The organism is Capnocytophaga gingivalis (assembly GCF_002302415.1).
GTDB classification, from domain to species: Bacteria; Bacteroidota; Bacteroidia; order Flavobacteriales; family Flavobacteriaceae; genus Capnocytophaga; species Capnocytophaga gingivalis.
Window position 1 is genome coordinate 1,639,785 of record NZ_CP022386.1, and the last position, 25,351, is coordinate 1,665,135.

4 protein-coding genes are annotated in these 25,351 nt (G+C 45.3%); all 4 read left to right on the forward strand.

Features of this window, described 5'->3' with window-relative positions; genetic code table 11:
• The first annotated feature begins 11 nt into the window (after window positions 1-11).
• The gene (locus CGC50_RS07840; RefSeq protein ID WP_095910375.1) at window positions 12-5,021 is read left to right on the forward strand and encodes a DUF4132 domain-containing protein; all 5,010 of its coding nucleotides are present in this window, start codon (window positions 12-14) and stop codon (window positions 5,019-5,021) included.
• Between the two features lie 39 nt (window positions 5,022-5,060).
• Window positions 5,061-10,061, forward strand: a complete 5,001-nt coding sequence (locus CGC50_RS07845; protein ID WP_095910376.1) for a DUF4132 domain-containing protein — start codon at window positions 5,061-5,063, stop codon at window positions 10,059-10,061.
• Between the two features lie 454 nt (window positions 10,062-10,515).
• Window positions 10,516-23,856 (forward strand): T9SS type B sorting domain-containing protein, encoded by a 13,341-nt coding sequence (locus CGC50_RS07850; protein WP_198541601.1) that lies wholly within the window; start codon window positions 10,516-10,518, stop codon window positions 23,854-23,856.
• 397 nt (window positions 23,857-24,253) lie between these two features.
• Window positions 24,254-25,333, forward strand: a complete 1,080-nt coding sequence (gene atpB / locus CGC50_RS07855; protein ID WP_095910378.1) for a F0F1 ATP synthase subunit A — start codon at window positions 24,254-24,256, stop codon at window positions 25,331-25,333.
• Window positions 25,334-25,351: the final 18 nt, after the last annotated feature.

The following is a 25,351-nucleotide window of genomic DNA, read 5'->3' on the forward strand; positions in this document are numbered from 1 at the left end:
CCCTTAAATGAATGATCAAGCAAGAACAAGCCGAAAAGTTCTTAGGCAAGCATGAGCCTAAAGAACTCAAAGAAGCCGATTTAGCTTCTTTCTCCGCCCCCTATCAAAAGTTGGGCGCGTATATTACTGGCCTTATGGAATATGAAGAAATAGGAGCTTTTGAACAAGAGTTTGCCTCCTACAACTTCCCAGATAAGCTCTGGGAGAGCAAGGAAGGAAAGGCGCTTGCCTTGCTACTCTTTGGTAAGGAAATAGCCCCTTACGCGCAGCGTGTCTGGGACTCTCTGCTGGCCTATCCCTACCAAAGATGGTGGGGGCGTCGCCCTTTCCGCTCGGAAAATCCTGCCGACTATACCGAGGTGCAACTCTCTAAGATGTCTACACTGCATAACTATTACGGCTCAGGGGTGGGCGTGTTGCCTATAGCCGAGCAATTCCAATATGTGGTCTATAGGGAGTATAATGTGGAGGAGTTCTTTGCTTTGGTGCTTTCAGAGAATCCTGATACTTACTATGCGCTTTTTAAAGACATTTTCTCCAGCGAGCATGAGATAGGAGGGGTATGTGCCGTACTGATTAAGGCGGCCCTGATGGTGGAAGATACGCGTTACCGCACTTTGGTGGAGAAACTTCTTTTAGCCGCTCAGCTTCAGGAAGGCTTGAGACAAACAATCTTGGAATCCTTGGACGGCACCTCTTTGGCTTCCTTACAGCACTTTATAGGAGTTATTCTCCAGCACAACCTCACCCGCTTTAGCAGTGTGGTACGTGCGGTAGATGTATGGTTTGGTTTTGGCTGGGAAGCCCCCCAACAGTCGGTGATCAAGCGTACTTTGGAGCTGGCACAAACCTTCCTTGCTGATCACACAGCTGCTGAGAAAGCAGTGAGTAGTAAGGACAATATAGAACGCTATGTCGCCCTATGGGCGGTGGGGGTACACAGTGTACAACAGGCTATCAGCTTAGCGATGAAGGCAATCCAAGACCCTCAGACAAGTCATGAGGGGCGTATCGTTACCCTCTACTTTGTACGAGAAACTGGAAGAACCGACTGGGAGATAGCCACTTATGCGGAAAACCATTTCGGAGAAGCGGCTGATTTGGACTGTTGGCTCTTGCAGAACCTCCCCGAGGGTAGTCTCTCCCCAGTGCTTTTTGACCGTATGCAGGCGGTTGCCAAGGCGCTACCTAAGGAGGGCAAACACTTTGAGGGTGTGGGCTTCCGTTGGCTCAACTTTACCCTAAAGTCGCAGGATATCTACCGATTTCTCATAGGTGAGGCCAATGAGGAGCAACAAGAACGCTTGGCAGGTGAACTCTCGGAAATTCCTGTAGAGGTGCGCCAGAACCTCCTGCAGAATGTGTATCCAGTGCTGGGTCGCGGGCGCTACTATTATGAGAGTCCAGCAGAGAAGAAAAAGAAACCTGAAAAATATCCAGCCGACTCTTGGCAGCGTGCCTTAGTACGTACCGCCCTGAATGACAAGGCTTCTTATGTAGCCGAGATTGCTTTTGAGATTCTTAAGAAAGTACCTTTAGTGCATGACGATATCTTGGCGATAGAGCAGGTACTCTCCCGCAAGAACAAGGAGCAACGCAAGGAGAGTGTGGCACTACTTATCAAACAACCCGAAGCAGTACTTAAGGATAGTACCTCTCGTATGATTGTCTCCAAGAGTGCTGACCAGCGCTTGGCTGCTTTGGAAATCCTCACCATACTCCAAGAGGAAGAAAGACTTACCGATTATGTAACCGAGCAAGTAGAAGCCTATAAGGGACGTAAGCTCACCAAGAACGAGCAGGTACTTATGGACAAGCTCGCCTACAATCCTGATGAGACAGGGGAGCAGCGCTATGACCTCTCCAATGGTTTTGGCGTGATTGATTTTGATAGGCTTACGCCTTTTGCCTTGCCTCAGCCTCAGTTTGACAAGGAGCGCAAGGAGAAAAAGGGCTTCCTCTTTGACAAAATTATAAGGGTGGAGAAAGTACGAGAAGCCCTTAACGACCTATTAGCCCTATGGCGCAAGAACAAGGACTACGAATATGCTTGTGAGTGGTACCAAGGGGAAACAAGGACACAGCTACTGGGGCAACAAATCTATCGAATGCATGCTACCAAGGAGGGCGAAACCCCTATGGAGGTATTGGAGGATTATCCTTTGGCAGCGCTGTGGAAAGACTGGCACCAAAAGCACCAGCTCAATGAGATAGAGTACCAGTATGCAATCCGCTATTGTCAAAATCTTTATTATGAAAACAAAGTACCCAAGCAACTAAAGGACTATTTGGCAGGCTATTACCCTGACTTCAAGGTGGCTTTCAAGGGTGATTTGGGAAATTATTACGATAGTGAAGCCCGCCGCTTGGAAGACCTTTTGACCCCTATAAGCGAGGCTTATGCCCAGGACAAGGCGTTTTTGGCCAGCTTCAAGCTCTCTGTTTTTGAAGATGTGTTGGCTACCTATCCACCTGAAAAGCGCCACATAACCATAGAGCGTGATTACGAAGATTTGAGCTGGACAGATGTCATCCAAGACTATGTCATCTCTATAGACCATGATGAGAAAGGGGATATAGAATATTATACCCCTGAGCAGCGCTTTAAGCTCTGGCAGTTGCTTTACTACACTTATGCCCAAAAACAAACCAAGAACGACCTTTCTTCCTATACCCCTCAGAGCGTACTGACAGCGCTACGTGCCAAGGTACGTGAGGACGAACGCCTACCAGGGATAGGAGGAAGTCTGATGGGGCTGACCCTGAACCTCTACCAAAAAGGCCAACTCTCGGCAGATGACCTCTTGTTCTTCTGTCTCTTGGAGGATGACCTCTTCACTGTTGTGCAAGGAGGAGAAAACTACTTCTACCGAAGACTGCCTGAGGCGCTTAGAACTTCGCTTACCTTCCCTGATACCCAGCTGGAACTGCTCAAAACGCGTATGCTCCAGATGGAGCTCCAGCGCGGAGACCTACCTACCGATGCCTCTATCTATATACAATATCTGCAAGAGGTAGAGGGCATGCACTACTTCTTTGAGGCCTTGGAGCGTATGGGCAAGGAACCTTTTACTAAGGGCTATTACTACGGCAGTAGTGTGACCAAGCGCCATACCTTTAGCCATATCTTGGAGGTGAGCCAGCCGAGCGCTACCGATACTTTTGCTGCCTTTAAGGCACATTTGGACAAGACCAAAATCACCGACAAGCGCTTGGTGGAAGTGGCTTGCTACGCCCTACACTGGGCAGACTGGATAGGGGACTACCTCCAAATCAAGGACTTCAAGGAGGCTATTTGGTGGTTTATCGCTCATACCACTGATTATATGGACGCAGAGAAAGAAACGATTGTCTCCCAATACTCTACCGTGCCACGTGACGACTTCCAGCGGGGCGCTATAGATGTGGATTGGTATCACCGCATACATCAGTCAGTAGGCAAAGAAGGTTGGAAGCTCATACAAGAGTCAGCCAAGTACCTTTCCGAAGGGATGGGGTATCGCCGTGTAAAGCTGTATTCTGCGGTGCTTACAGGCGAGATCAAGTTGGATGAAGTCATCCAAAAAATCACAGAAAAGCGTGATAAGGACTATGTGATGGCATTAGGTCTGGTGCCTATCAACAAAAAGAAGGAAGAGGAAGACTTAGTAAGCCGTTATAACCTCTTGCAAACCTTCCTCAAGGAAAGCAAACAGTTCGGGCAACAGCGCCAAGAGAGTGAGAAGAACGCGGTGGAGATAGGCTTGGATAACCTCTCCCGCAATGCAGGCTATCAGGATAGTATCCGCTTTAGTTGGGCGATGGAGGCCAAAGCCACCCAACAGATTATGGAAAAAGCTACCCTCACCTTGGACGACACTACGATCAGGCTGGTGATTGACGAACAAGGCAAGGCAGAATTGGAAGTTACCAAAGGCGACAAAACCCTTAAGACTATCCCTGATAAGTATAAGAAAGACAAGCAGGTAGAAGTCCTCAAGGATAACAAGAGCTATCTTACTAAGCAGTATAGCCGTACCCGCCTATCTTTGGAACAAGCGATGCTTTCACAAACGCTCTTTACGGCGGCTGAATTGTCCAAGATTCTAGAGCACCCTGTAGTAAAGGCAATGCTTAGCAAGCTCATACTATTTAACCCTGAGACCCAGGCTTCGGGCTTTTGGCAAGATGGTAAGCTCCTCAGTGCAGAGGGAACACTCACACCACTTAAAGCAGCCGATAAGCTCCTGATAGCGCACCCAAGCCATTTGTTCTATGCGGTACAGTGGGATTTGTATCAGAAATATCTGTTTGACAAGGAGTTGAAACAACCATTCAAACAGGTATTCCGAGAGCTATATGTCCCCACCAAGGACGAATTAGAGACCAGCAACCGCAGTGAGCGCTACCAAGGTCACCAAGTACAGCCCCAAAAGACGGTGGCACTGCTTCGTAGTCGTGGCTGGACGGTGAATTACGAAGAAGGACTCCAAAGAGTATATCATAAGGAAGGCTTCCGTGCGACTATCTATGCGGCAGCCGACTGGTATACCCCTTCGGATGTGGAAGCACCAACCCTGGAATACGTGGTCTTCTACAATCTTAAGGACGGCAAGGAAGTACCTATGAAGGAGATCAATCCTGTGATCTTCAGCGAGGTGATGCGTGATGTGGATTTGGTGGTGAGTGTTGCCCATGTAGGAGGGGTAGATCCTGAAGCGAGTCATAGTACTATGCAGATGCGAGCAGCCTTGGCCAGAGAGAGTGCGCTCCTCTTTAAGCTCACCAATGTGGAGGTTAAGGAGCGCTATATCCTTGTCAAGGGCAAGCTGGGCGAGTACAGCATCCACTTGGGCAGTGGTATGGTAAGCCGAGGGGGCTTGCAGTTGAGCATCCTTGCGGTACAGAGCCAACATCGCGGACGGGTATTTCTACCTTTTGTGGACGACGATCCCAAGTCGGCAGAGATCATCTCCAAGATGCGCCTACTTGCCGAGGACGACAAGATCAAGGATCCTACTATCCTCAGACAGATAAAGTAAGCAGTAAGCAGAAGTCATTAACCATTAATCATTAACATTATGATCGAACAAGAACAAGTAAATCAATACCTTGCTCCTTTCAAAGCAAAAGAACTTAAAAAAGAAGATTTAGCTTCTTTTTCCCAATCCTATCAAAAGTTGGGGGAGTATATCCTTAATAAGCCGTCCTCTAAGGAACAGCGACATCTTGAAGCTAATTTTCCCTCTTTGGGATTGCCTGACAAGCTTTGGGAAACCAAAGAAGGGAAGGCCTTGGCGACACTTCTTTTCAGTGAGGTGCAAGCACCGTATATACAGCGTGTCTGGGATATTGCCTACCAGTTTCCCTATAGCTACACTTATAATCGACGTCCTTTCCGCTCTCCCAACCCAGAGGACTATAGAGCGGAACAGCTCAGAACCCTCAAAAGACTTCGTTCTTTCTATAACGTAGGAGTAGGAGCCCTATCTGTGGAAGAGCAGTTCCAGTATGCCTTCTACAAAGGAGGAGAAGAAGATTTCTTTGTTGTGGTGCTCTCCGAGAATCCCGATGCCTATTATTCACTCTTTGAGGAGATTTTTTTTGGCGAACATGAGATAGGAGGGGTGTGCGAATCACTTATCAAGTCAGCTCTGATGGTGAAGGATCCTCGCTACCATACTTTGGTAGAGAAGCTCCTTTTAGCAGCTCAGCTTCAGGAGGGACTCAGGCAGACTATCTTGGAATCCTTGGATGAGACGACTATCCCTGTACTTCAGCACTTTATAGCACTCATCTTGGAGCACAACCTCACTCGCTTTAGCAGTGTGGTACGTGCGGTAGATGTATGGTTTGGTTTTGGCTGGGAAGCCCCTCAGCAAGCGGTGGTCAAACGGACTTTGGAGCTAGCACAGACCTATTTGGCGGATTTGGATAAAGCACGTGAAGCAGTCAGTAGCAAAGATAATGTAGAACGTTATGTAGCCCTATGGGCCGTGGCTGTCTATAATGTACAGGAGGCACTAAGCCTTGCTACAGAAGCTCTGAACAATACCCAGACCAGCTATGAGGCTTGTGTGGCAGTGCTTTATTTTATGTACCAGACCCAAAAGAAAACCTCTGAGATTCTCCCCTTTGCAGAGAAATACTTCGGGATAGAACCGGCTTGGGATTATTGGATTTTACAAAATCTTCCTAAGGGAGAGATTCCACAAGAACTGTTTGAGAAAATGCGTACAGCAGCGCACAAACTCCCTAAGGATGGTAAAAATTTTGAAGGGCTCGGCTTCCGTTGGCTCAATTTTACAGTAAAACCTTTGGATATTTATCAGTCTGTACTCAAGGTAGCCAACGAACAACAGCAACAGATTCTGGCAGGAGAACTTGCTGAGATTCCTGTCGATGTCCGCCATATCCTACTCGACGATATTTTCCCTGTGCTCTCTCGAGGTCGTTATAGTTATTATTCAGAGGAAGAGAAGAACTTGCCACCAGAGGATTACCCTGCCGACTCCTGGCAACGTACCTTGGTGCGTACTGCCCTGAATGACAAGGGACCTTATGTGGTGAGCAAAGCAATGGAGGTGCTCAAGAAAGTGCCTTTGGTGCAGGACGATATCCTCGCCCTTGAGCAGGTACTCTCCCGCAAGAATAAGGAACAACGCAAGGAGAGCGTGGCGCTACTGGTCAAGCAACCCGAAGCGGTGCTTAAGGATAGCACCTCCCGTATGATTGTCTCCAAGAATGCCGACCAACGCTTGGCAGCTTTGGAAATCCTCACCGTATTGCAGGAGGAAGAAAGGCTTACCGACTATGTAACTGAACAAGTAGAAGCCTATAAAGGGCGTAAGTTCTCCAAGAACGAACAGGTACTCATGGACAAGCTCACTTATAATCCCAAAACGGCTACGGAGCTACGCTATGATCTTACCAATGGCTTTGGAGTGATTAACTTGGACAACCTAACTTCCTTTGATCTTCCTAAGCCTCAGTTTGATAAGGAACGCAAAGAGAAAAAAGGAGGTTTTCTCTTTGACAAGCTTGTAAATATACAAAAAGTAGGAGAGGGGGTCAGCGAACTTTTGGCTTTGTGGCGTGCCAACAAGGATTACGAATACCAGTACGAAGGCTATCAGGGAGCTACCGAGACAATCCTCTTAGGCAATGTCATCAGGCGCCAGCACAAAGGCAAGGATGATGAGACTCCTATGGAGATACTCGAAGACCTGCCATTGGCCGACCTATGGAAAGGCTGGCATGAGAAATACCAGTTCAATGAGGTTGAGTATTACTTTGCCAAACGTTATTGCGGCAATCTCTACTATGAAAACGCAATACCTCAAGGCTTAGATGATTATTTGGCTATGTATTACCCTGACTTCAAGGTGCGTTTTGAGGGGCAAGTACATAGCTACTATGGAGAAGCCCGTAGGGCAGAAAGCCTATTAGGCTATCTGATGAATACTTATAGTGAAGACAGAGCGCTTTTGGCAAGCTTTAAGCTTTCTGTTTTTGAAGATGCTTTGGCTACTTTCCCCAAGGAAAAGCGCGGGGAGATCTACAAGCGCGGTTATTCTTCCTTGGATTGGGACGATGTAGTGACGGATTATGCCGCCGTAGTCTATTATGGGGACGATGGAGACTTCCCTTATTATACCGATGATCAGCTCTTTAGGCTTTGGCAAATCCTCTATTACCTATATATAGAAGTAAAGAAGGACTTAGATGCCCAGAAGAATACGATAAAAGATGTTCTTCCTTATGTACGCAACTTTGTACGCCGAGAAGAGCGCCTGCCTGGCATCAACGAAGGCTTGCTACAACTGACTCTCATGCTCTATAACAAGGGCAGACTTACCACCGATGATCTTATTTTCTTCTGCTTGCTCAATAATGAGTTGTTTGCTATGGCACAAGGAGCAGAAAATCACTTTAGCCGACGATTGCCTAAGTGGATCAAGGATACCCTTACTTTCCCTGAGATCCTCTTGGAAGAGATCAGAACCCATATGCTCCAAGTAGAATTACAGCGTGGCGACTTGCCTACCGATGCCTCCGTATATATCAGTTCACTCAGTGAGATAGAGGGTGCCCAATACTTCTTTGAAGCCTTGGAACGAATGGGCAAGGAGCCTTTTGCTAAGGGTTATGGTAGTGGAGTGAGTAAGCGCTTTACTTTTAGCCGTATCTTGGAAGTAAGCCAACCGAGTGCTACCGATACTTTCACTGCCTTTAAGAAACACTTGGATGAGGTAAAGCTTGATAAGAAGCGCCTGGTGGAAGCGGCCTGCTATGCGCCTCACTGGACAGAGTGGATTGGTGACTACCTCAAGATCAAAAGTTTCCGTGAGGCTGTCTGGTGGTTTATCGCTCATACCACCGACTATATGGATGCAGAAAAAGAAACCATCGTCTCCCAATACTCCTCCGTACCCCGTGACGACTTTCAGCGTGGGGCTATCGATGTGGATTGGTACCACCGCGTGCATAAGGCAGTGGGCAAGGAAGGATGGAAGCTTATCCAAGAGTCGGCCAAGTATCTCTCCGAAGGTATGGGCTATCGTCGCGTAAAGCTCTATTCAGCGGTGCTTACAGGCGAGATTAAGCTAAGCGAAGTCATTCAGAAAATCACTGAAAAGCGAGACAAAGACTATGTCATGGCATTGGGTCTGGTGCCTATCAACAAGAAAAAAGAAGAGGAAGACTTAGTCAGCCGCTATAACCTCTTGCAAACCTTCCTCAAGGAAAGCAAACAGTTCGGGCAACAGCGCCAAGAGAGCGAAAAGAACGCCGTGGAGATAGGCTTGGATAACCTCTCCCGCAATGCAGGCTATGAGGATAGTATCCGCTTTAGCTGGGCGATGGAGGCAAAGGCTACCCAACAGATTATGGAAAAATCTACCCTTGTTATAGACGACACTCAGCTCCAGTTGGTGGTTGATGAGGAGGGCAAGGCCGATATTATCGTTACCAAAGGCGACAAGACCCTTAAGTCTATTCCTGATAAGTATAAGAAAAGCAAGGAGGTAGAAGCCCTTAAGGAAGGGAAAACTTACCTAACCAAGCAGTACAGCCGTACCCGCCTATCTTTGGAACAAGCGATGCTTAGCCAAACACTCTTTACTGTGGCTGAGCTACATCGTATCATGGAACACCCAGTGGTAAGAGCGATGCTTAGCAAGCTCGTACTATTTAACCCTGAGACACAAGCTTCAGGCTTTTGGCAAGACGGGTATTTGCTCAATGCGGAAGGTGAAAAGGTAGCTCTCAAAGCAGATGACAAACTCCTGATTGCCCATCCAAGCCATTTGTTCTATGCGGTACAGTGGGATTTGTACCAGAAGTATCTCTTTGACAAGGAACTCAAGCAACCTTTCAAGCAGGTATTCCGAGAATTGTATATTCCTACCAAGGACGAGCTGGAGACCAGCAACCGCAGTGAGCGCTACCAAGGTCACCAAGTACAACCTCAGAAGACAGTGGCACTACTCCGTGGTCGTGGTTGGACAGTGAATTACGAGGAAGGACTCCAAAGAGTATATCATAAGGAAGGCTTCCGTGCGACTATCTATGCGGCAGCTGACTGGTATACCCCTTCGGATGTGGAAGCGCCAACCTTAGAATATGTAGTCTTCTACAGCCTTAAGGATGGCAAGGAAGTACCGATGAAGGAGATTAATCCAGTAATCTTCAGTGAGGTGATGCGTGATGTGGATTTGGTGGTGAGTGTGGCTCACGTAGGAGGGGTAGATCCAGAAGCCTCTCACAGTACGATGCAGATGCGAGCAGCCTTGGCCAGAGAGAGTGCTCGCCTCTTTAAGCTCACCAATGTGGAAGTTAAGGAGCGCCATATCCTTGTCAAGGGCAAGCTGGGCGAGTACAGCATCCACTTGGGCAGCGGTATGGTAAGCCGAGGAGGCTTACAGTTGAGTATCCTTGCGGTACAGAGCCAACACCGCGGACGGGTATTTCTACCTTTTGTGGACGACGATCCCAAGTCGGCAGAGATTATCTCCAAGATGCGCCTACTTGCCGAGGACGACAAGATCAAGGATCCTACTATCCTCAGACAGATAAAGTAAACAGAGGGCTGCGCCTATGTAGGGGTAAAATCTGCACGAGTAAGGGTACACCCACATGATGAAAGGCAAGCGTATCCCAATTATTAATATAGTCAAGAGTTGAAATGTCTTATTTCTAATGCTCTAAGAAACAATTTGTTGTCTCTTGCATAGGGTTAGAAGTTGGATAATTTCAACTCTTGATTGCTATTATTAATCCTTGCTCGATGTTAAAAATTCCTGTTCGTGATTAATTATGCACATTTCATGAATATTTTTGAAAAAAAATCCTTTTAATTGAAAATTTTTTATAACTTTGCTTTTTGATAGGTATATAAGAATTTCTTAGTCATAATGAAGGACTGAGGAAGAATCTATCCTATTGTGAACCAATTTTTTGCATAAAAAAATCTAAAAATTTTTAATTATTTATCCTATGAAGACTAAACTTTTTAAGACAAAAAAATATACTGCCATGAGAAAGTATCTATATATATTGTTTGCCTTGTGTATGTTGCTCTCTGAGGGGGCTTATGCTCAGGGCTTAGGACGTACTATACAGAAGCGTTGGGAGAATGGAGGTCAGACGCTTAAGGGGGATTTTATACAGATAGGAAACTTTCGTAAGAATGCCTTTGCTTCAATATATGCGCAGATAGATGCTGGGCCAGGAGTGGGCAATAAGCCTACGAGCAATTGTAGTGCAGCCACACTAAAAGTGCCTGGGGCAACAAGTTCTTGTTTGCGTGTGAAGTGGGCAGGACTTTATTGGGCTTCTTCCTTGGATGTGAGCAGACAGAATACAGCAGCTATTGAACGAATCAAATTCAAAGTACCTGGAGAGAATAGTTTTAGGGATCTTACAGCAGATCAAAAAATGAGTACTGTATTTGCTGGGCATGAGTATATATATAACTGTTTTAAGGATGTAACTTCCATTTTGCAGGGAGTAGGAAGTCAATTCAATAATGGAGAGTATTTTGCAGGAGACATTTGGTCAGATGATGCCAAAGGAGGTTGGGGAGGCTGGAGCTTGATTGTTGTGTATGAGGATGTAAGTGTAGCCACCAGCAAGCGAGTATATATATATGATGGTTGTTATCTTAATTTTCTTAACTATGGAGGAATGCAGGGAGCGAGTATTGATATTACAGGATTTCAGACACCTCCAGCTCCCGCAGCAGTAAAGGCACGTATTGGACTATTTGTAGGGGCAGGGAATATCAACTCAAAAGACGAACTGAGAATTAATAATTACCTACAAGGACAAGGAGTGTACCCCAATAGAACCTGGGACTTCATGGATGGTTCAGTATCCTACAATCACTCTTCTGCAGCTATGCCTCGTAGGCCAGAGTTTCCAGATGGTACAGGAGCTCTTGATATAGATATATTGGACATACCTAATACAAATAATCAAGTAATTGCTAATAATGCAACTTCTTTACGTATTGATTTTCGTGCAGAGGATGCCTATATCACTTTTGCGGTACCTTTTTCTGTCGATGCCATATCTCCTCATGTGGAAACACAAAAAGAGGTGCTTGGCTTAGAGAACGCTCAATGGAAAGATTTTACTAATAAAAAAGTGGCTATAGGCGATGCACTGAGGTATCGTATTAAGTTTCGTAATATAGGGAATGATAATGTAAGAGACGCTGTCCTAGAGGATTTGCTTCCTGCAGGACTCACTTATCAGAACTTTGAACAACCACTTCCTTCAGGAGTTACTTTTGTTTCAGCAACACCTAATTATAATAATACAGGACGTACTTTGGTGAAGTTCAATGTAGATCCTTCTCTATTACCACACTCCTCTTCAGCTCCTTTCTCTGCACCTATTACTTTTACTGTAAAAGTGCAGCCTGATTGTGAAAATCTTATAGATTTTTGTTCTAATGAGTTCAAGAATCAGGCCACAATGGTATATCATGCTGCTTTGGATAATAAGGAGTATCGTACCTCTTCATTCTCCAATATGGGAGGTGCTTGTGACCAAAATGGAGAGAGTGCAACAACTTTCTTTGTCAAGGATGATACTTGTCAGGCTCAAGACTTGCCTTATTGTGGAAATATTGTTCTTAAGGGAGGGCGTGGTTTTGCTGCTTGGAAATGGACAAAAGAAGGACAGTCAGGCGTGATTGCTACCACTCAGGACTTGCCGATTTCTTCTCCTGGGGTATACTGGGTAGAGCGTACCCCTCCTGCAGGTGGTAATCGATGTGAGAATAAGTTGAGGATTAAATATAATGTGCAGACACGTACTGGGGAAGAAAGACATCCTATGCGTGATGCCTCCTATGTCACTGAACGAAAGGTATGTAATAATACAGGGATAGAGTATCTCGGGGTTTCTGTATGTAATACCAATGTGCCTATGGCTATCAACAATGCTACGCTTTCGGATACGCAGGTGACTTGGTATCGATATAAGACCCAAAGAGCTGCAGATAACTGTCCTCCTCAGGTTGCTAACACAGGTATACAAACAGATAGTAACTGGGAGCTCATACATACAGGTAAAAATCTGAATATGACACCTGCCATGGTAAAATATGCCAATGGTACAGAGTTCGCCGTGCGATTGGGGTATGCCAATTGTCCACTTACTTATCACTTCCGTGCCTATAAGGGAGAGGTTAATTATAATGCTATTGCTGAAAATATCATTTGTGGTACTGGAAAAATCAAAATAACAGGAATCCCTACAGGTTCTTTCCAATACAAGTTACAAGGTCCTGCTTCTTCCAATTATACAGATATTCCTACAGGGCAGACAGCTATAGATATTCCTGTAACACAAGCAGGACACTACAAAGTGTATATTCGCCAAAAACTCACTGGAGGTGCTACACCTTTCCAAAATAATGTGTGTGAATATATTAAGGAAGTGGATGTATATGAAGTAACTACTACTAATGCCTTTACTCTTACACAGGTAGAGGAGGTCAAGTGTGTGAGCTCCAATCCTAACACCGGAAAGATGCGTATAGTCTTGGATGCCAATGTCACTCTCCCTGTCAAGATAGAGGTGAAGAAGGGTACAACTCTTATACATACTTATACAGTAACCAATACGACCCAGCTTAACTCGGATAACATCCCAGCTACCAAGGCTGTCCTTCATTCACTTGCAGCAGGTAATAACTATTCAGTAACACTTACTCCTACCTACAAGGCAGGCTGTTCTGTGACACAAAGTAATTTTGAGATTACTCAGATCCCTGAGCTGAAGATTAACAATGGAGCGGCCAAGACCATCACTTGTGGTCTAGAAAAGGAACTCACCGTTACCGTACAGGGAGGTAAGCTTAATTCTGTCAATGGGCGCTACCACTTCATCGTGGATGGTATTCATAATAATAATGTAAGTGAAGTCTTCGAGAACAAGGCAGGAACCCCTGAGGTACACACCTATACCCTCAAGATCAAAGATCCTTGGGCAGGACCTGGTTCTAAGATATATAAGGTAACAGTATATGATGAAAATAACTGTGCAGCGACAAAGAATATCACCTACACTTATCAGGAAAAACCAACCTTTGACCTTACCAAAGTGGTTGATGCAGTCTGTGGCCCTGCTACAGGTAGCCTGAAGGTGGATAACATTAATGCAAACTTTGTCACTACAGACTATACCATAAAGTATAAGTTGATCAAAAAGAACTCTAACGGCACTTGGCCTGATTGGTCGTCTCCAATCAAGGATCAATCAGATCCTACTTTTACGGGCTTGGCTCCTGGGGACTATCGTGCACGTATCTACTATACTAAGGGTACAGTAACCTGTCATTATCCAGAAGATTGTATCACTTATCAGCTTGAGAACGGACAGACTCGTACTGACTGTAACCCACCACATACCGATCCTAAAGAAGCCAACATAAGTGAGGGTAATGGGCCTATCCGTGCATTTGCTGGGGTGATACAGCTGGCTTGTGATACACCACCTAACTCTGCAGAGATCTATGTGGCCAACGTAACAGGCGGAACTAATAATATATATGAATATAGTATCAATGGAGGTACTTGGCAGACAACTAAGAGCTTTTCTAACCTTCGTCCTGGCTCCTATATAGTACGGGTAAGAAATAAAGTAGCTGCCGGACAACCCTTCTGTGAGTGGAGTAAGACCTTACAGGTGGAAGCGCCTATCGCTAAGCCTGTCCTTAGCAGTACGATAGAGTATGACTGCGAGGGAATCGCTCGTATGAAGGTCACTTCCAGCCGTACAGACTATAGCTACCTTACTGTACACACTCCTACCCATGGAGCAACACCAGGGGCACTACCTACAACCCCTCCTACGGGAACATTCAATAATGGTACAGTACCCAATGTGGTCTTCCCAACGATTACCGCATCAGGTACCCAGACCGTAAGGGTGTTCTATAAGCAAACCGCAAATCCTAGCCCTATCGTCTTGATACAAGAAGATTTTGGGCAAGGGGAAAATAGGTGTGATCCGAATGTATACTCAGCTTACGCTTGTCAGCCTAACAAAAGTTCGTTCATCAATGATGGGGAATATGTGATTACTTCTTCCGAGAATGGAACGCTTGTCTTGAATAATGGTTGTTGGACAAAACCTAATGATCATACAGGGCTTACCAATGGGCGCTACTTGGCTATGAACGTAGGTAGTATAGGTTTCAATCGTCCTATCTATGTCAAAGAGGTAGAGGATGTCGTACCTACCCAACCTATTAAGTTCAAGATGTATGTATACAATCTCTGTCACTGTTCTTCTTGTGGCCCACCATCTTTCCAAATTCGTTTGGTGAATAAGCTAACAAATGCAGTGCTTTCAGAGTCTACTACTCTGGCTCCACCTATCAATGGTCATGATCCTAATGCATGGCATGAGTTCTCTGGCGAGTTAGCCTCTCCAGGGGTAACCTCCTTGCGTATTGAGATCGTCAGCAAGAGCCCTGTCATAGGGGGTAATGACCTTGCCTTGGACGATATCTATGTATACCAAGAGCCTAAGGCTTGTCCTAGTAGTTATGTAGACTTAACAGCTACTATAGAAGCAACAGATGCCAAGAAGATGAAAATCACCTCTCATACTACTATAGATGAGACTTGTAATGGTTCGAATGATGGTAAGCTTACCTTTGGAGTAGCGAACTATGGCAATGTGGCATATACTTGGAAGGTAGTAACACGAGGCACTACCACTCAGGTACAGGGAGGCACTAATAACACAGCAGGCCTTACTGTGAACAACTTAGCTCCAGGTCTTTATACGTTGAAGATTACCTCTGGACATCAGAAGAAGTTCAGCAATGATCAGGCTTGTGAGGTTACACAGGACTTTGAGATCAAGAGAAATGCTAAGGTAACAGTAACTCAGAATAGGACTATAGATTACCTAGACTGTAATATAGATAGGAAGCAGATGCTTATCTTCTCTCAGAATGCAACGGGTACTAACCAAGGAGTGTTCAACATCACGGGAGGTAAGCAGACACCGAGCGCGCCGCTGAGATATACGATTAAGGTAGTAAAAATTCCTTCAGGAGCTACCGATATTCTTACGCCAGATTCGAATGGAAACTACCGTTATGTAGTGGTAGCAGGTACTTACCAGATTACCATTACAGACGACAATAACTGTAATGGAGGTCATGGCACCTTCACCTACAAGGTAGAAGCACGCCATAAGATTGGTACTGTGAAAGCAGAGTACAAAAACTGTGTGGTTGCCAATGGTATAGGTGACATGGAGCTTAGCCACACCTTTATTGGAGGTGCAAGCAATGGCAAGCCAGTAACCTATGATTGGAAGAAACAGGGCGATGCTACATGGACAGCGGTGTCTGGTAATACCATTCCTAAAACAACCCTTGATGGTTGGACAAAAGGAGTTACTTACCTTATCCGAGCTAAGGATGAGTATAGTTGTGAGAAAGAGATAGAGGTATCAATCCCAGTAGAGATAGAGAACCTAACCACGGCAGACTATACCGTAGTTCATCCTGCGGCAGCCTGTCCTCCTAATCCAGTAACTCCAGGAAGTATCACAGTGAACCATGTACGAGGTGGTAGTTCAACCCCTACTTATCACTATGCTTTTGTTGCTGCGGGTACTCCACCACAGGATAGTGACTATACAGCGACCAACGCGAAGTCAGGTATTACCACGGGTGGTAATTGGGATGTATATATTAAGGATATAGCGGCAATACCTCCTACTTGTGGTAAGAAGGTGACCACAACACCTATTCATATTGAAGATCCAGTACCTACAGGAGGTGATTTAGATCCTTCAGGTATTATAAAACATACATCCTTCAGTGCCACTTGTGAAGATGGACAGGGCGGTAGCTTGGTGATTGAGCGCTTCCGTGGTAAGGGACCTTTCCGTGTGGAAGTAACTAAGACAGCACCTACAGCAACACCTATGGTACCCTATCGTATTCCTAAGGTAGCAGTAGCAGGTAAGGTAACGATCAATCCAACTACTGGAGAGATGGTGGTAACTGGCTATGTGATAGATAACTTATCCAAAGGAACCTACAAGGTAGAGATATACGACGAGGGTAATAGTAACTGTGCTGTTCCAGGAATGGTAGGTAAATCCTTTACCATTGCAGATATGAGTATTAACTTCTCTCCTTCAGGAGCAGTGACTCAGTCTAACCCTAGCTGTACAGAAACAACAATGGCTTTTGCCTTGAAGGCAACTAGTACCATAGTTCCAGCCAGTGAGTATGAGATAGTATACCGCTTGGTAAGACATAATGGTGTACCAGTGACCAATGGAGACGAACAGTGGAAGACAGAAGCCCAGCGTCCAATAGTTTCACCTTATACAGGTCAAGGCTTGGTAGGGGCTATGTATGGCGGGGTGACTGTCGGAGATAAGTTTACCGCTCAGATAGGAGTAAGAAGGAAATCGGATAATGCAGTAGTATGTACTAAGGATATTCCTGAGTTTACTCTTGCACGTCGAGCTAATGATTTGACCCTTACACCTAAGGTAAATGGTAATTGTAGCAACTTTGATTTGGATGTGAAGTTTGGTAATACGGGAACTACTTATTATAAGGTAACTTTCTATCTTAATAATAATGGTACTCCTGCCGAACAGCAATTAGGAACGTATAATGGTTATGTAGGAGGAACTACCTATACTTTCACTAACCTACAGAAGGGTAGAAACTATATGGTGTATGTACACTATGAGACTACCTCAACTTCAGGATTGTGTAGGGAAGGTTTGGAAGTACCTACAACGCCTGCCAATACCCCTGCTATTCAGGTGGATAACTCAGCAAGTAGAGGGGTGGCTTGTGATAATGCAAGCACACCAGTGAACATACGTTTCCATGTCACCCTCACTACAGGGGGAGGAGCACCATTACCTTATACTATTTATGAAAAGACAAATGCAGGTCTTGTTCCAGCGACAGGTGCAGGAGCAACAGGAACTGTGAACCCAACACCCGCGGGATCCAATACTTATGAGATCTCTTACAATAGACCTACAGCGCTTCCAGCGGGAGGCCAACGCTATGTGATATCGTTCACTGCAGCAGGTTGTGAGTCTTATAGTGGAGATATTACAGTAACCCCACCAGCGGCAGGTCGTGCTTTGATACCAGGCGCCTTGTCTGTGGTCGCAGCTAAGACCAAACCGATGAACTGTCAGGATGGTACAGCCAAACTCACTGTCAAGGGTGGAGCTACAGGCGGATATGGACCATTTACCTATAGCTTGTTGATGGAAGATAACATAACAGCACCTTCCACTTCCTTCTTAAGAAGAAATATAGTAAGAAGAAATATAGCGGATCTTACAACCGATGTAGAGTTTGACTTGAGAGAGAGTGATTTCAATGTAACGGGTACCAACTGGTGGAGTACAGTCTTCCCAACCTTAACCTTCAAGGTAAGAATTACCGATCAGGCGACAGGTTGTGAGGTGACAGCTACCGCAAGTGGTAATGCCTTAGGCAAGTTCCTCAATAGCAAGCATACTGCTACAGCGACCTTGGATATCAACAAGACTGCTCCAGGAGCGAATGCTTGTGATGCCAACGATGTGAACTATAAGCTCAAGATCACCTTGTCTAATATCAATGCGACAGGGGGTACGGCACTTACCTTTGCTGATTACGAATACTCTATAGATGGAGGTAATACATATAAGCCCTTCCCAGCACTAACAGCAGAGGAAAACATACCAGCACTCTTTGATCAGAATAAGGTCAAGGTAAGAGCGAAAGAGAGTCTTTGTGATGCGACTATTGCTTATGCAGGCGGAACACCTCCGGGAGCTAACGAGCGCTTGACGTATCCTAAGCTTAAGTTTACCGCTGAGAAGAAGACGGATATGGCTTGTGACAATGCAGGGGTATATACAGCGACCTTTAACTTGAAGATCACCAGTGGTTCAGACTTTGTTACACCTCCAGTGGTGCCAGCCCCACTTTCTCCAGCAGGTAACCGTTATGATATAGTGGTAACCCAAGGAGGTAGTGTAGCAGCAGGAGCAAGACATACGAATTTTGCTACGCCTCCTACAGGAGCTACAGTAGTGGCGGGAGCTACACCTACAAGTACGAATATACACAATCAGGTGATTACAGTAACTTATACAGTTCCTCCATTCCCAACAGCACCTATCACATATAATGTATGGGTGAGAGATAGAGGTAATAAGTATTGTGATGATTATGTGGCGAGTGCGCCTATAGTAATCCAACCAGCAGAAGATCCAGCAACTCTGAAGGCACGTCATACGATAGACCCAGCGAAGATAAATAATGTAGTGGGATGTACCCCAGGAGGTACTACTGGTAGCTTTGAGTTTACCCGTACCATTACTTCGGGAAGAGAGAATGTCTCCTTTGTATATGAATTGTTCTATAGTACTGCTGCTGCGGGTCCATTTACAGGATCAGGTATTGAGGTAGGTGATGGAGACATCATAGAGCGTACTACAAGTACAGTTCGCTATAAGGTAACAGGACTTAAGGCGGGTTACTACCAGCTCAGAGTGAAGAGCTCAGCCAATGGTAGTTGTGGTCAGGATGTGACAAGCTTCTCTGGAGGGGTAGTTCAGATAACAGAACGTCCAGTAGCTCAGTTCGATGCGAATCCACCTGCCAACCCAGGTATAGCGATTGTTCAAGCAGGTTGTGGTGCTGCCACTTCCTATGGGGTAACCCCTAAGCAGTCCAATGCGCAGCTTTACCTCAATATTAAGGGAGGTACTGCACCTTATAAGGTAGAGATCTATGAGGCAGGTAATGTAATCCTTACTCAGACAGTAACCTCTACTACACCTCCAGCGCCTTACCCAGGACCTACAGTGTACACAGCGAATGCCACTATAGACCTTCCTGCTAAGGATGTGGATTATACGATAGTAGTAAAAGTAACGGATGCAAACGGATGTGTATTGGCTATTCCAAGTTCATTCGTAGGAACAGTTAAGACACTACATAAGATAACAGGGGCAACCTTCCATCGTACCCAACAGATGAGCTGTCAGCCAACGGGTACGGAACAGGTGACCATGACTGTGACACGTACGAATGGTTCAAATACAGGAGGATACAATGTATATATAAGAAAGATGACCGGAGCAGGAGCTCCTACAGAGGTAGCTGGCTATGACTCAGCTGCTAGAACAGCAGGTACTGCTCAGATAGGGGGTACAGGGGTAGGTACTATTACCTTCCCTCAGATCGCCGAAGAAAGTGCCGATTATGAGATTACCTTGACCGATAAGGATACAGGATGTACTTTTGTGGTACCAAGTGGATATAGAGTAGAGAAGGCTAAAGCGCCACGAGTAAACTTCTTTGTAACGGAAGGAATCTGTGGAGATACTGCTTCACCTGCTCCAGGTACAGTTGATGTAACCTTCAAGGTAGAAGTAGAAGGAGAAATAGGCTCCTCAGGATATACTTGGTTTGTGAAGAAGTCAGGAGGAACTACCTATGGTACCCAGACAGGCCATGGAGCTTCAGACCAGATGACTGTACATATACCTGTAGGAGATGTGCCACAAGGTACTGCAGTAACTTTTGAGACTGAGGTAACTGTAGTGAGTACACAGTGTAAGACTATGGCGCAGCTTACGGCTACCCGTCCACAGAATATCAATGCAGTGAGCAAGGTATTGCGCTATATGACTTACTGTAATGGAGAAGCTCAGAACGATGCTCAGATAGGGGTTACCTCAGCTCCGACAGGAGGTTGGGGAGCACCATACCAATACCGAGTAGTAACCGATGGTAATGCAGGTAGCTTCACCGATCAGATGACCTTTACCGTAGGGGTGGGTACCCACTATATAGAAGTGAGAGACTCACGCGGATGTACAAGGAAATTGGATAGCTTTACCTTTGTGCCTTACCACGGTCCATCTATGCAGCTACAAGCACCGAATGCACCAACAGCGACCAAGATACCAAGCTGTGTAGGCTCTCAGGATGGCGAGATTAAGCTCACTGGGGTAACAGGAGGTAGCGTAACAGCTACCACACCATCACCTTCAGGATCTACACCAACGTTGATAGAAGGACGCTTGTCTTACGAGTTGTTCGACGCGACCACAGAAAGATCCTTAGGTAGAATCTTGCCAGATGATAACCCAACCACTCGTGGTACGGTAACCTTCTCTGGTTTAGGAGCTGGTAAGTACTTTATCAGAATCACCTCGGATATGCTTTGTGCCGATGACAAGGTTGATTCACAACCTGTAACAGTTAATGACCCAGGTACAATCATTGCCAGAGCGGAATTGACTAAGTACCCAGGCTGTAATACAGCAGGTGACATCACCGTACAGATAGAGGGCAGACCGAATATGGATCCTACAAGAGGTACTTATAAGGTAGAACTCTATGACATTAGTGCAGGTCGTCCAGGTACTTTAGTGCCAGGAACACCAACTATTACGGGAGCTTACCAGACAGGAGTAACGGCAGTCTTTGCCACAGCAGTAGCATCAGGTCCTACTTCGGATAAGGTATACTATGCTAAGGTAATGGATAACGGTGGTGGTACAGGTGCCTGCGAAGGAGAATCCAACGAGGTACATGTAGCCAAAGTGAATCCGATAGATGGCGCTATAGATAATGATAAGAGTGTCTTGAGCCTCAAGTGCTATGGTAGCTCTTATGGTAAGATTGTGGTAACAGCCACAGGAGGTAAGAACGATGAGCCTTATGTCTTTACCCTTAAGAAAAACGGAACTGTTGTACCAGGCTTGCCTACACCGAATCCAAATGCGCAAGGAGTATTTGAAGGACTTGTTGCAGGAGATGACTATACGGTAGAAATCAGTCAAGCTGTGGGAGGATGTACTACGAAGGTAGTTCAAGTACAGATAAAACAAGAAACCAAGTACACGGTAGAATACGAAGTGAAACAGGTGACTTGTAATGGAGATCATGATGGTTCTATCGAGATCACCACAACATCAGGTCAGACCAAGCTTGATGGTACCCAAAGAAAGCTTACCTATGCGATTAGTCCTCGCTTAGACCGCTTCTTGGACAATGGTGGTAAGTTCGAAGGCTTAGCTCCTGGTAAGTACTATGTGATTGTACAGGATGAAAATGGTTGTCGTCCTAATGAGATTAAGGAGAAAGGTCAACCTACCCCACTTGGAACCGATATTATAGAGTTTACCATCACCGAACCGGATCCGCTAAGCGTAACAGTACGTATGGATACGGTAGAGCACGAAAGCTGTGCTGGAAGCAATGACGGAAAGGCTTACTTGCGAGTGATTGGTGGAACACCACTAAGAACAGTGGGCAATGATAAGGTATACGAATACTCTAAGGATGGAGGAGCTACATGGGTTGAATACCATAGTGATGGCAATGGTACCCTCATAGATGGCTTAGCCCCTGGCGACCATACCATCAAGATAAGAGATAAGAATGGCTGTCAAGCCGAAGCAACCCTTACCATAGAAGCCGGCTCAGAGGTGACCCTCAAGCTCAGCGAAGGTAAGTATGAGTGTGTGAACAATGTGATTAAGTATGTGGTAGAGGCCAGTGTAGAACCTGCTTCTGCAGCGCTTAATGTACGTTACTTGCTCGATGGAGTAGCTCATAACAATACCCGCTTTGAGTTGGATGTGGATCTTCAGACCAATACAACTAAGAGCTATGTAATCTCTGTAATCCATAAGGTAGCAGGTCATGGAGAATGTAGAAAAGACTCTGCACCGATTGTGGTAGCTCCAAAGACACCGCTTAAGGCTCAGGCAGATAAGATCACCAGCGTAAGCTGTCATGATGGTGCTGATGGTTCCTTCGAGGTAGTAGCTCAGGGAGGTTCAGGTAAGTACGAATATGGACTTAAACAAGCCGATGGCTCTTACAGATGGCAGGGTACGAACAACCAGTTCAAGAACCTTTCTGTAGGCTCTTACACGGTAGGAGTGAAAGATACAGAATACGGATGTATCTATGAGGTAGTCAATACAGCGATCATCGCACCTACACCGATACTGATCACTCAGAATAGCATCACCCATGTAGGATGTAAGGGCGAAGCCAATGGAGAGATAGAGTATGTACTCAAGGGAGGAAATCCTCAGTATAGCTGGGAGGTATTCTTCGAAAATGGAGAAAGCACTTCTAAGCGAGGTACAGGAGAGAGAGAAGCTACACCATTCAAGATACAAGGTCTTAAGGCTGGTAAATACCTCTTGGTAGTGAAAGACGCTAAGGGATGTAGCCAGAAGAAAGAGTTTGAGATCATAGAAGGGGTAGACCTCAAAGGAGTGATCACACAACACTATCAGTGTAATGCGGATATCAGTGAGAACAACAAGGTCTTGGTAGTGGATGGTTCAGGTCCTAATAGTGACACAGCTGCTCAGGCTACTTACGATGTATATGTATCGGTAACGACTCCATACTTGGTAATCAACCCAAGTTCAGGAGGAGCGATAAACCGCTTGCGATATGCGATTACCACACAGGGTGGATCCCCAATCCAGCGTTATGAGTTCAATGGAACTACGCCTACAGGAACTGATAATACACACAATATGTATAAGATTGCCCATGCATCGCTGCTTGCACAGCTCAATGCGGTACGTCCGTTGCAAGAAGGCTTGAACAAATACGAATTGCACTTGTATTACTTCAATAAGGATAACCCAGCGATGAGTGATCCACCATTGTGTCAGGAAGTGAGAGAACTCAATATTGAGTACTATCCACCGATCAAGATCACCAACCAGAGTATCGCCAACGACCTTAACTTAGTAAAAGTGAAGGTAGAGGGAGGTAAAGAGCGCTATACGGTATACTTTAGTGGAGCTCAATACCACACAGGGGAAGAGGTTAAGGCGCACTATGTACAGAAGGTGGACGATGTGAAGGCAGGAGATGAGGTAGTTTACTACGTACAGAAGACGGATTATGAAGAGGTGAACCCAGCCACAGGCAAGGTAGAGAAGAAAGTCCGTGTATATGTAGAGGACAGCAAGGGCGAGCTCAAGGAAGAGAATGGAGGTAAGCAGGTATGTGCTCATTCAGTATTCATCTATAAGGAATATATGGATGTTGTGATACCGAACTACTTCACGCCGAATGGAGATGGCGAGTATGACACATGGGCACCGCTCAACTTGGCCAGCTATCCACATGCCGAAACGATCATCTATGACCGCTACGGCCGCCAGATAGCGACCTTGAACAACCGTCAAGAGTGGGATGGTACCTACGGAGGCGAGCCACTTCCAACGGGAGATTACTGGTATGTACTTCGTCTGAACGAGCCAGATGACAGCCGTACCTTCAAAGGGCATTTCACCCTTTATAGGTAGTGATTAATGATCAATGTTCAATCTTCACTGATCACTGATTAATACCTAAAGAAAGGAATAACAATAATTGAAAAGAGACCTTCCAGTAATGGAAGGTCTCTTTTTATTATTACAACTCCCCATATTCTCTGCTCCCCGTTTACTGCTCCCCGTTTACTGCTCACTGTCGCATGCACCAGTATAGGGCGATTTGCAAATCGCCCCTACAACAGGACGCAACAACCCTCATACCAATATAGAGAACCTCTGCTCACTCTTCGTTTTTCACTGTTCTTCCCCCCTTGTGAAAAACTTATTTCTTAAAAAAGACTAAAAAACACGTGAAAGTAAAAAGAAAAAATGTATCTTTGTCCCTGCAAAATAAGGCAAACACAATACAAATTATAATTACTAAAAAATGATACAAAAAATCATTAGTAAGTGGCTGTTTTTAAGCATTCTAATTCTTCCTTACACTTCTCTTTGGGCTTCTGAACAAGCCCCTGAAGAGCAGGTAGATTTTACCCAAGTGATTCAGCACCATATAGCAGACTCGCACGAATATCATTTGTTGGACTGGGGGGGCACTTCCATTACTCTTCCCTTACCTATTATCCTATGGACAGACAATGGTTTGGTGACTTTCCTTTCCAGTGAGTTCCATCACGATGATAAAGGGGAGGTAATCGTAGAGAAAGCAGGGCAATACTTCGCTCGTGTACATGGACAAATCTACTATACCGATGCAGCAGGTGCCATTTCTTATGGAAAAGATCACAAGGTGACCAATGCGCGTCCGTTGGATTTCTCTATTACTAAGAATGTAGTATTGCTTTTCCTTATTGCACTACTTATGATCTTAGCTTTTGTCTCTGTAGCACGTTCTTATAAGAAGAATCCTAAAGCGCCTAAGGGATTTGCTAACCTTTTAGAAACACTTATCGTTTTTATACGTGATGAGGTTGCCAAGCCTAATATAGGAGACAAAAAGTACCAACGCTACATGCCTTATTTGCTTACTGTTTTCTTTTTTATTCTCATAGGAAACCTTTTGGGCTTGGTGCCTATTATTTCAGGAACCTTGACCAATGACATTATCTTCACAGGAACTTTGGCTGTAGTGACTTTCCTTATTACTACTTTTAGTGGAAATTCTCATTATTGGAAACATATATTTGCTACTCCAGGCGTACCATTATGGCTTTCTCCTATTATGATCCCTGTGGAGGTGATCGGGATGCTTACCAAGCCATTCTCTTTGATGATACGTTTGTTTGCCAATATTACAGCAGGGCACATCATTATCCTGAGCTTATTGGGGCTTATCTTTACGTTTAAGACAGTGCTTATTTCTCCTGTATCGGTTGCTTTCTCTTTGTTTATTAGTATCTTAGAGCTTTTAGTAGCCTTTATCCAAGCCTATGTATTTACTTTACTTTCAGCTTTGTTCATAGGAGGAGCGGTAGCTGAGGAGCATCATGCTGAGGAGCATCATTAGGAGAGTATTGTTTTTCAA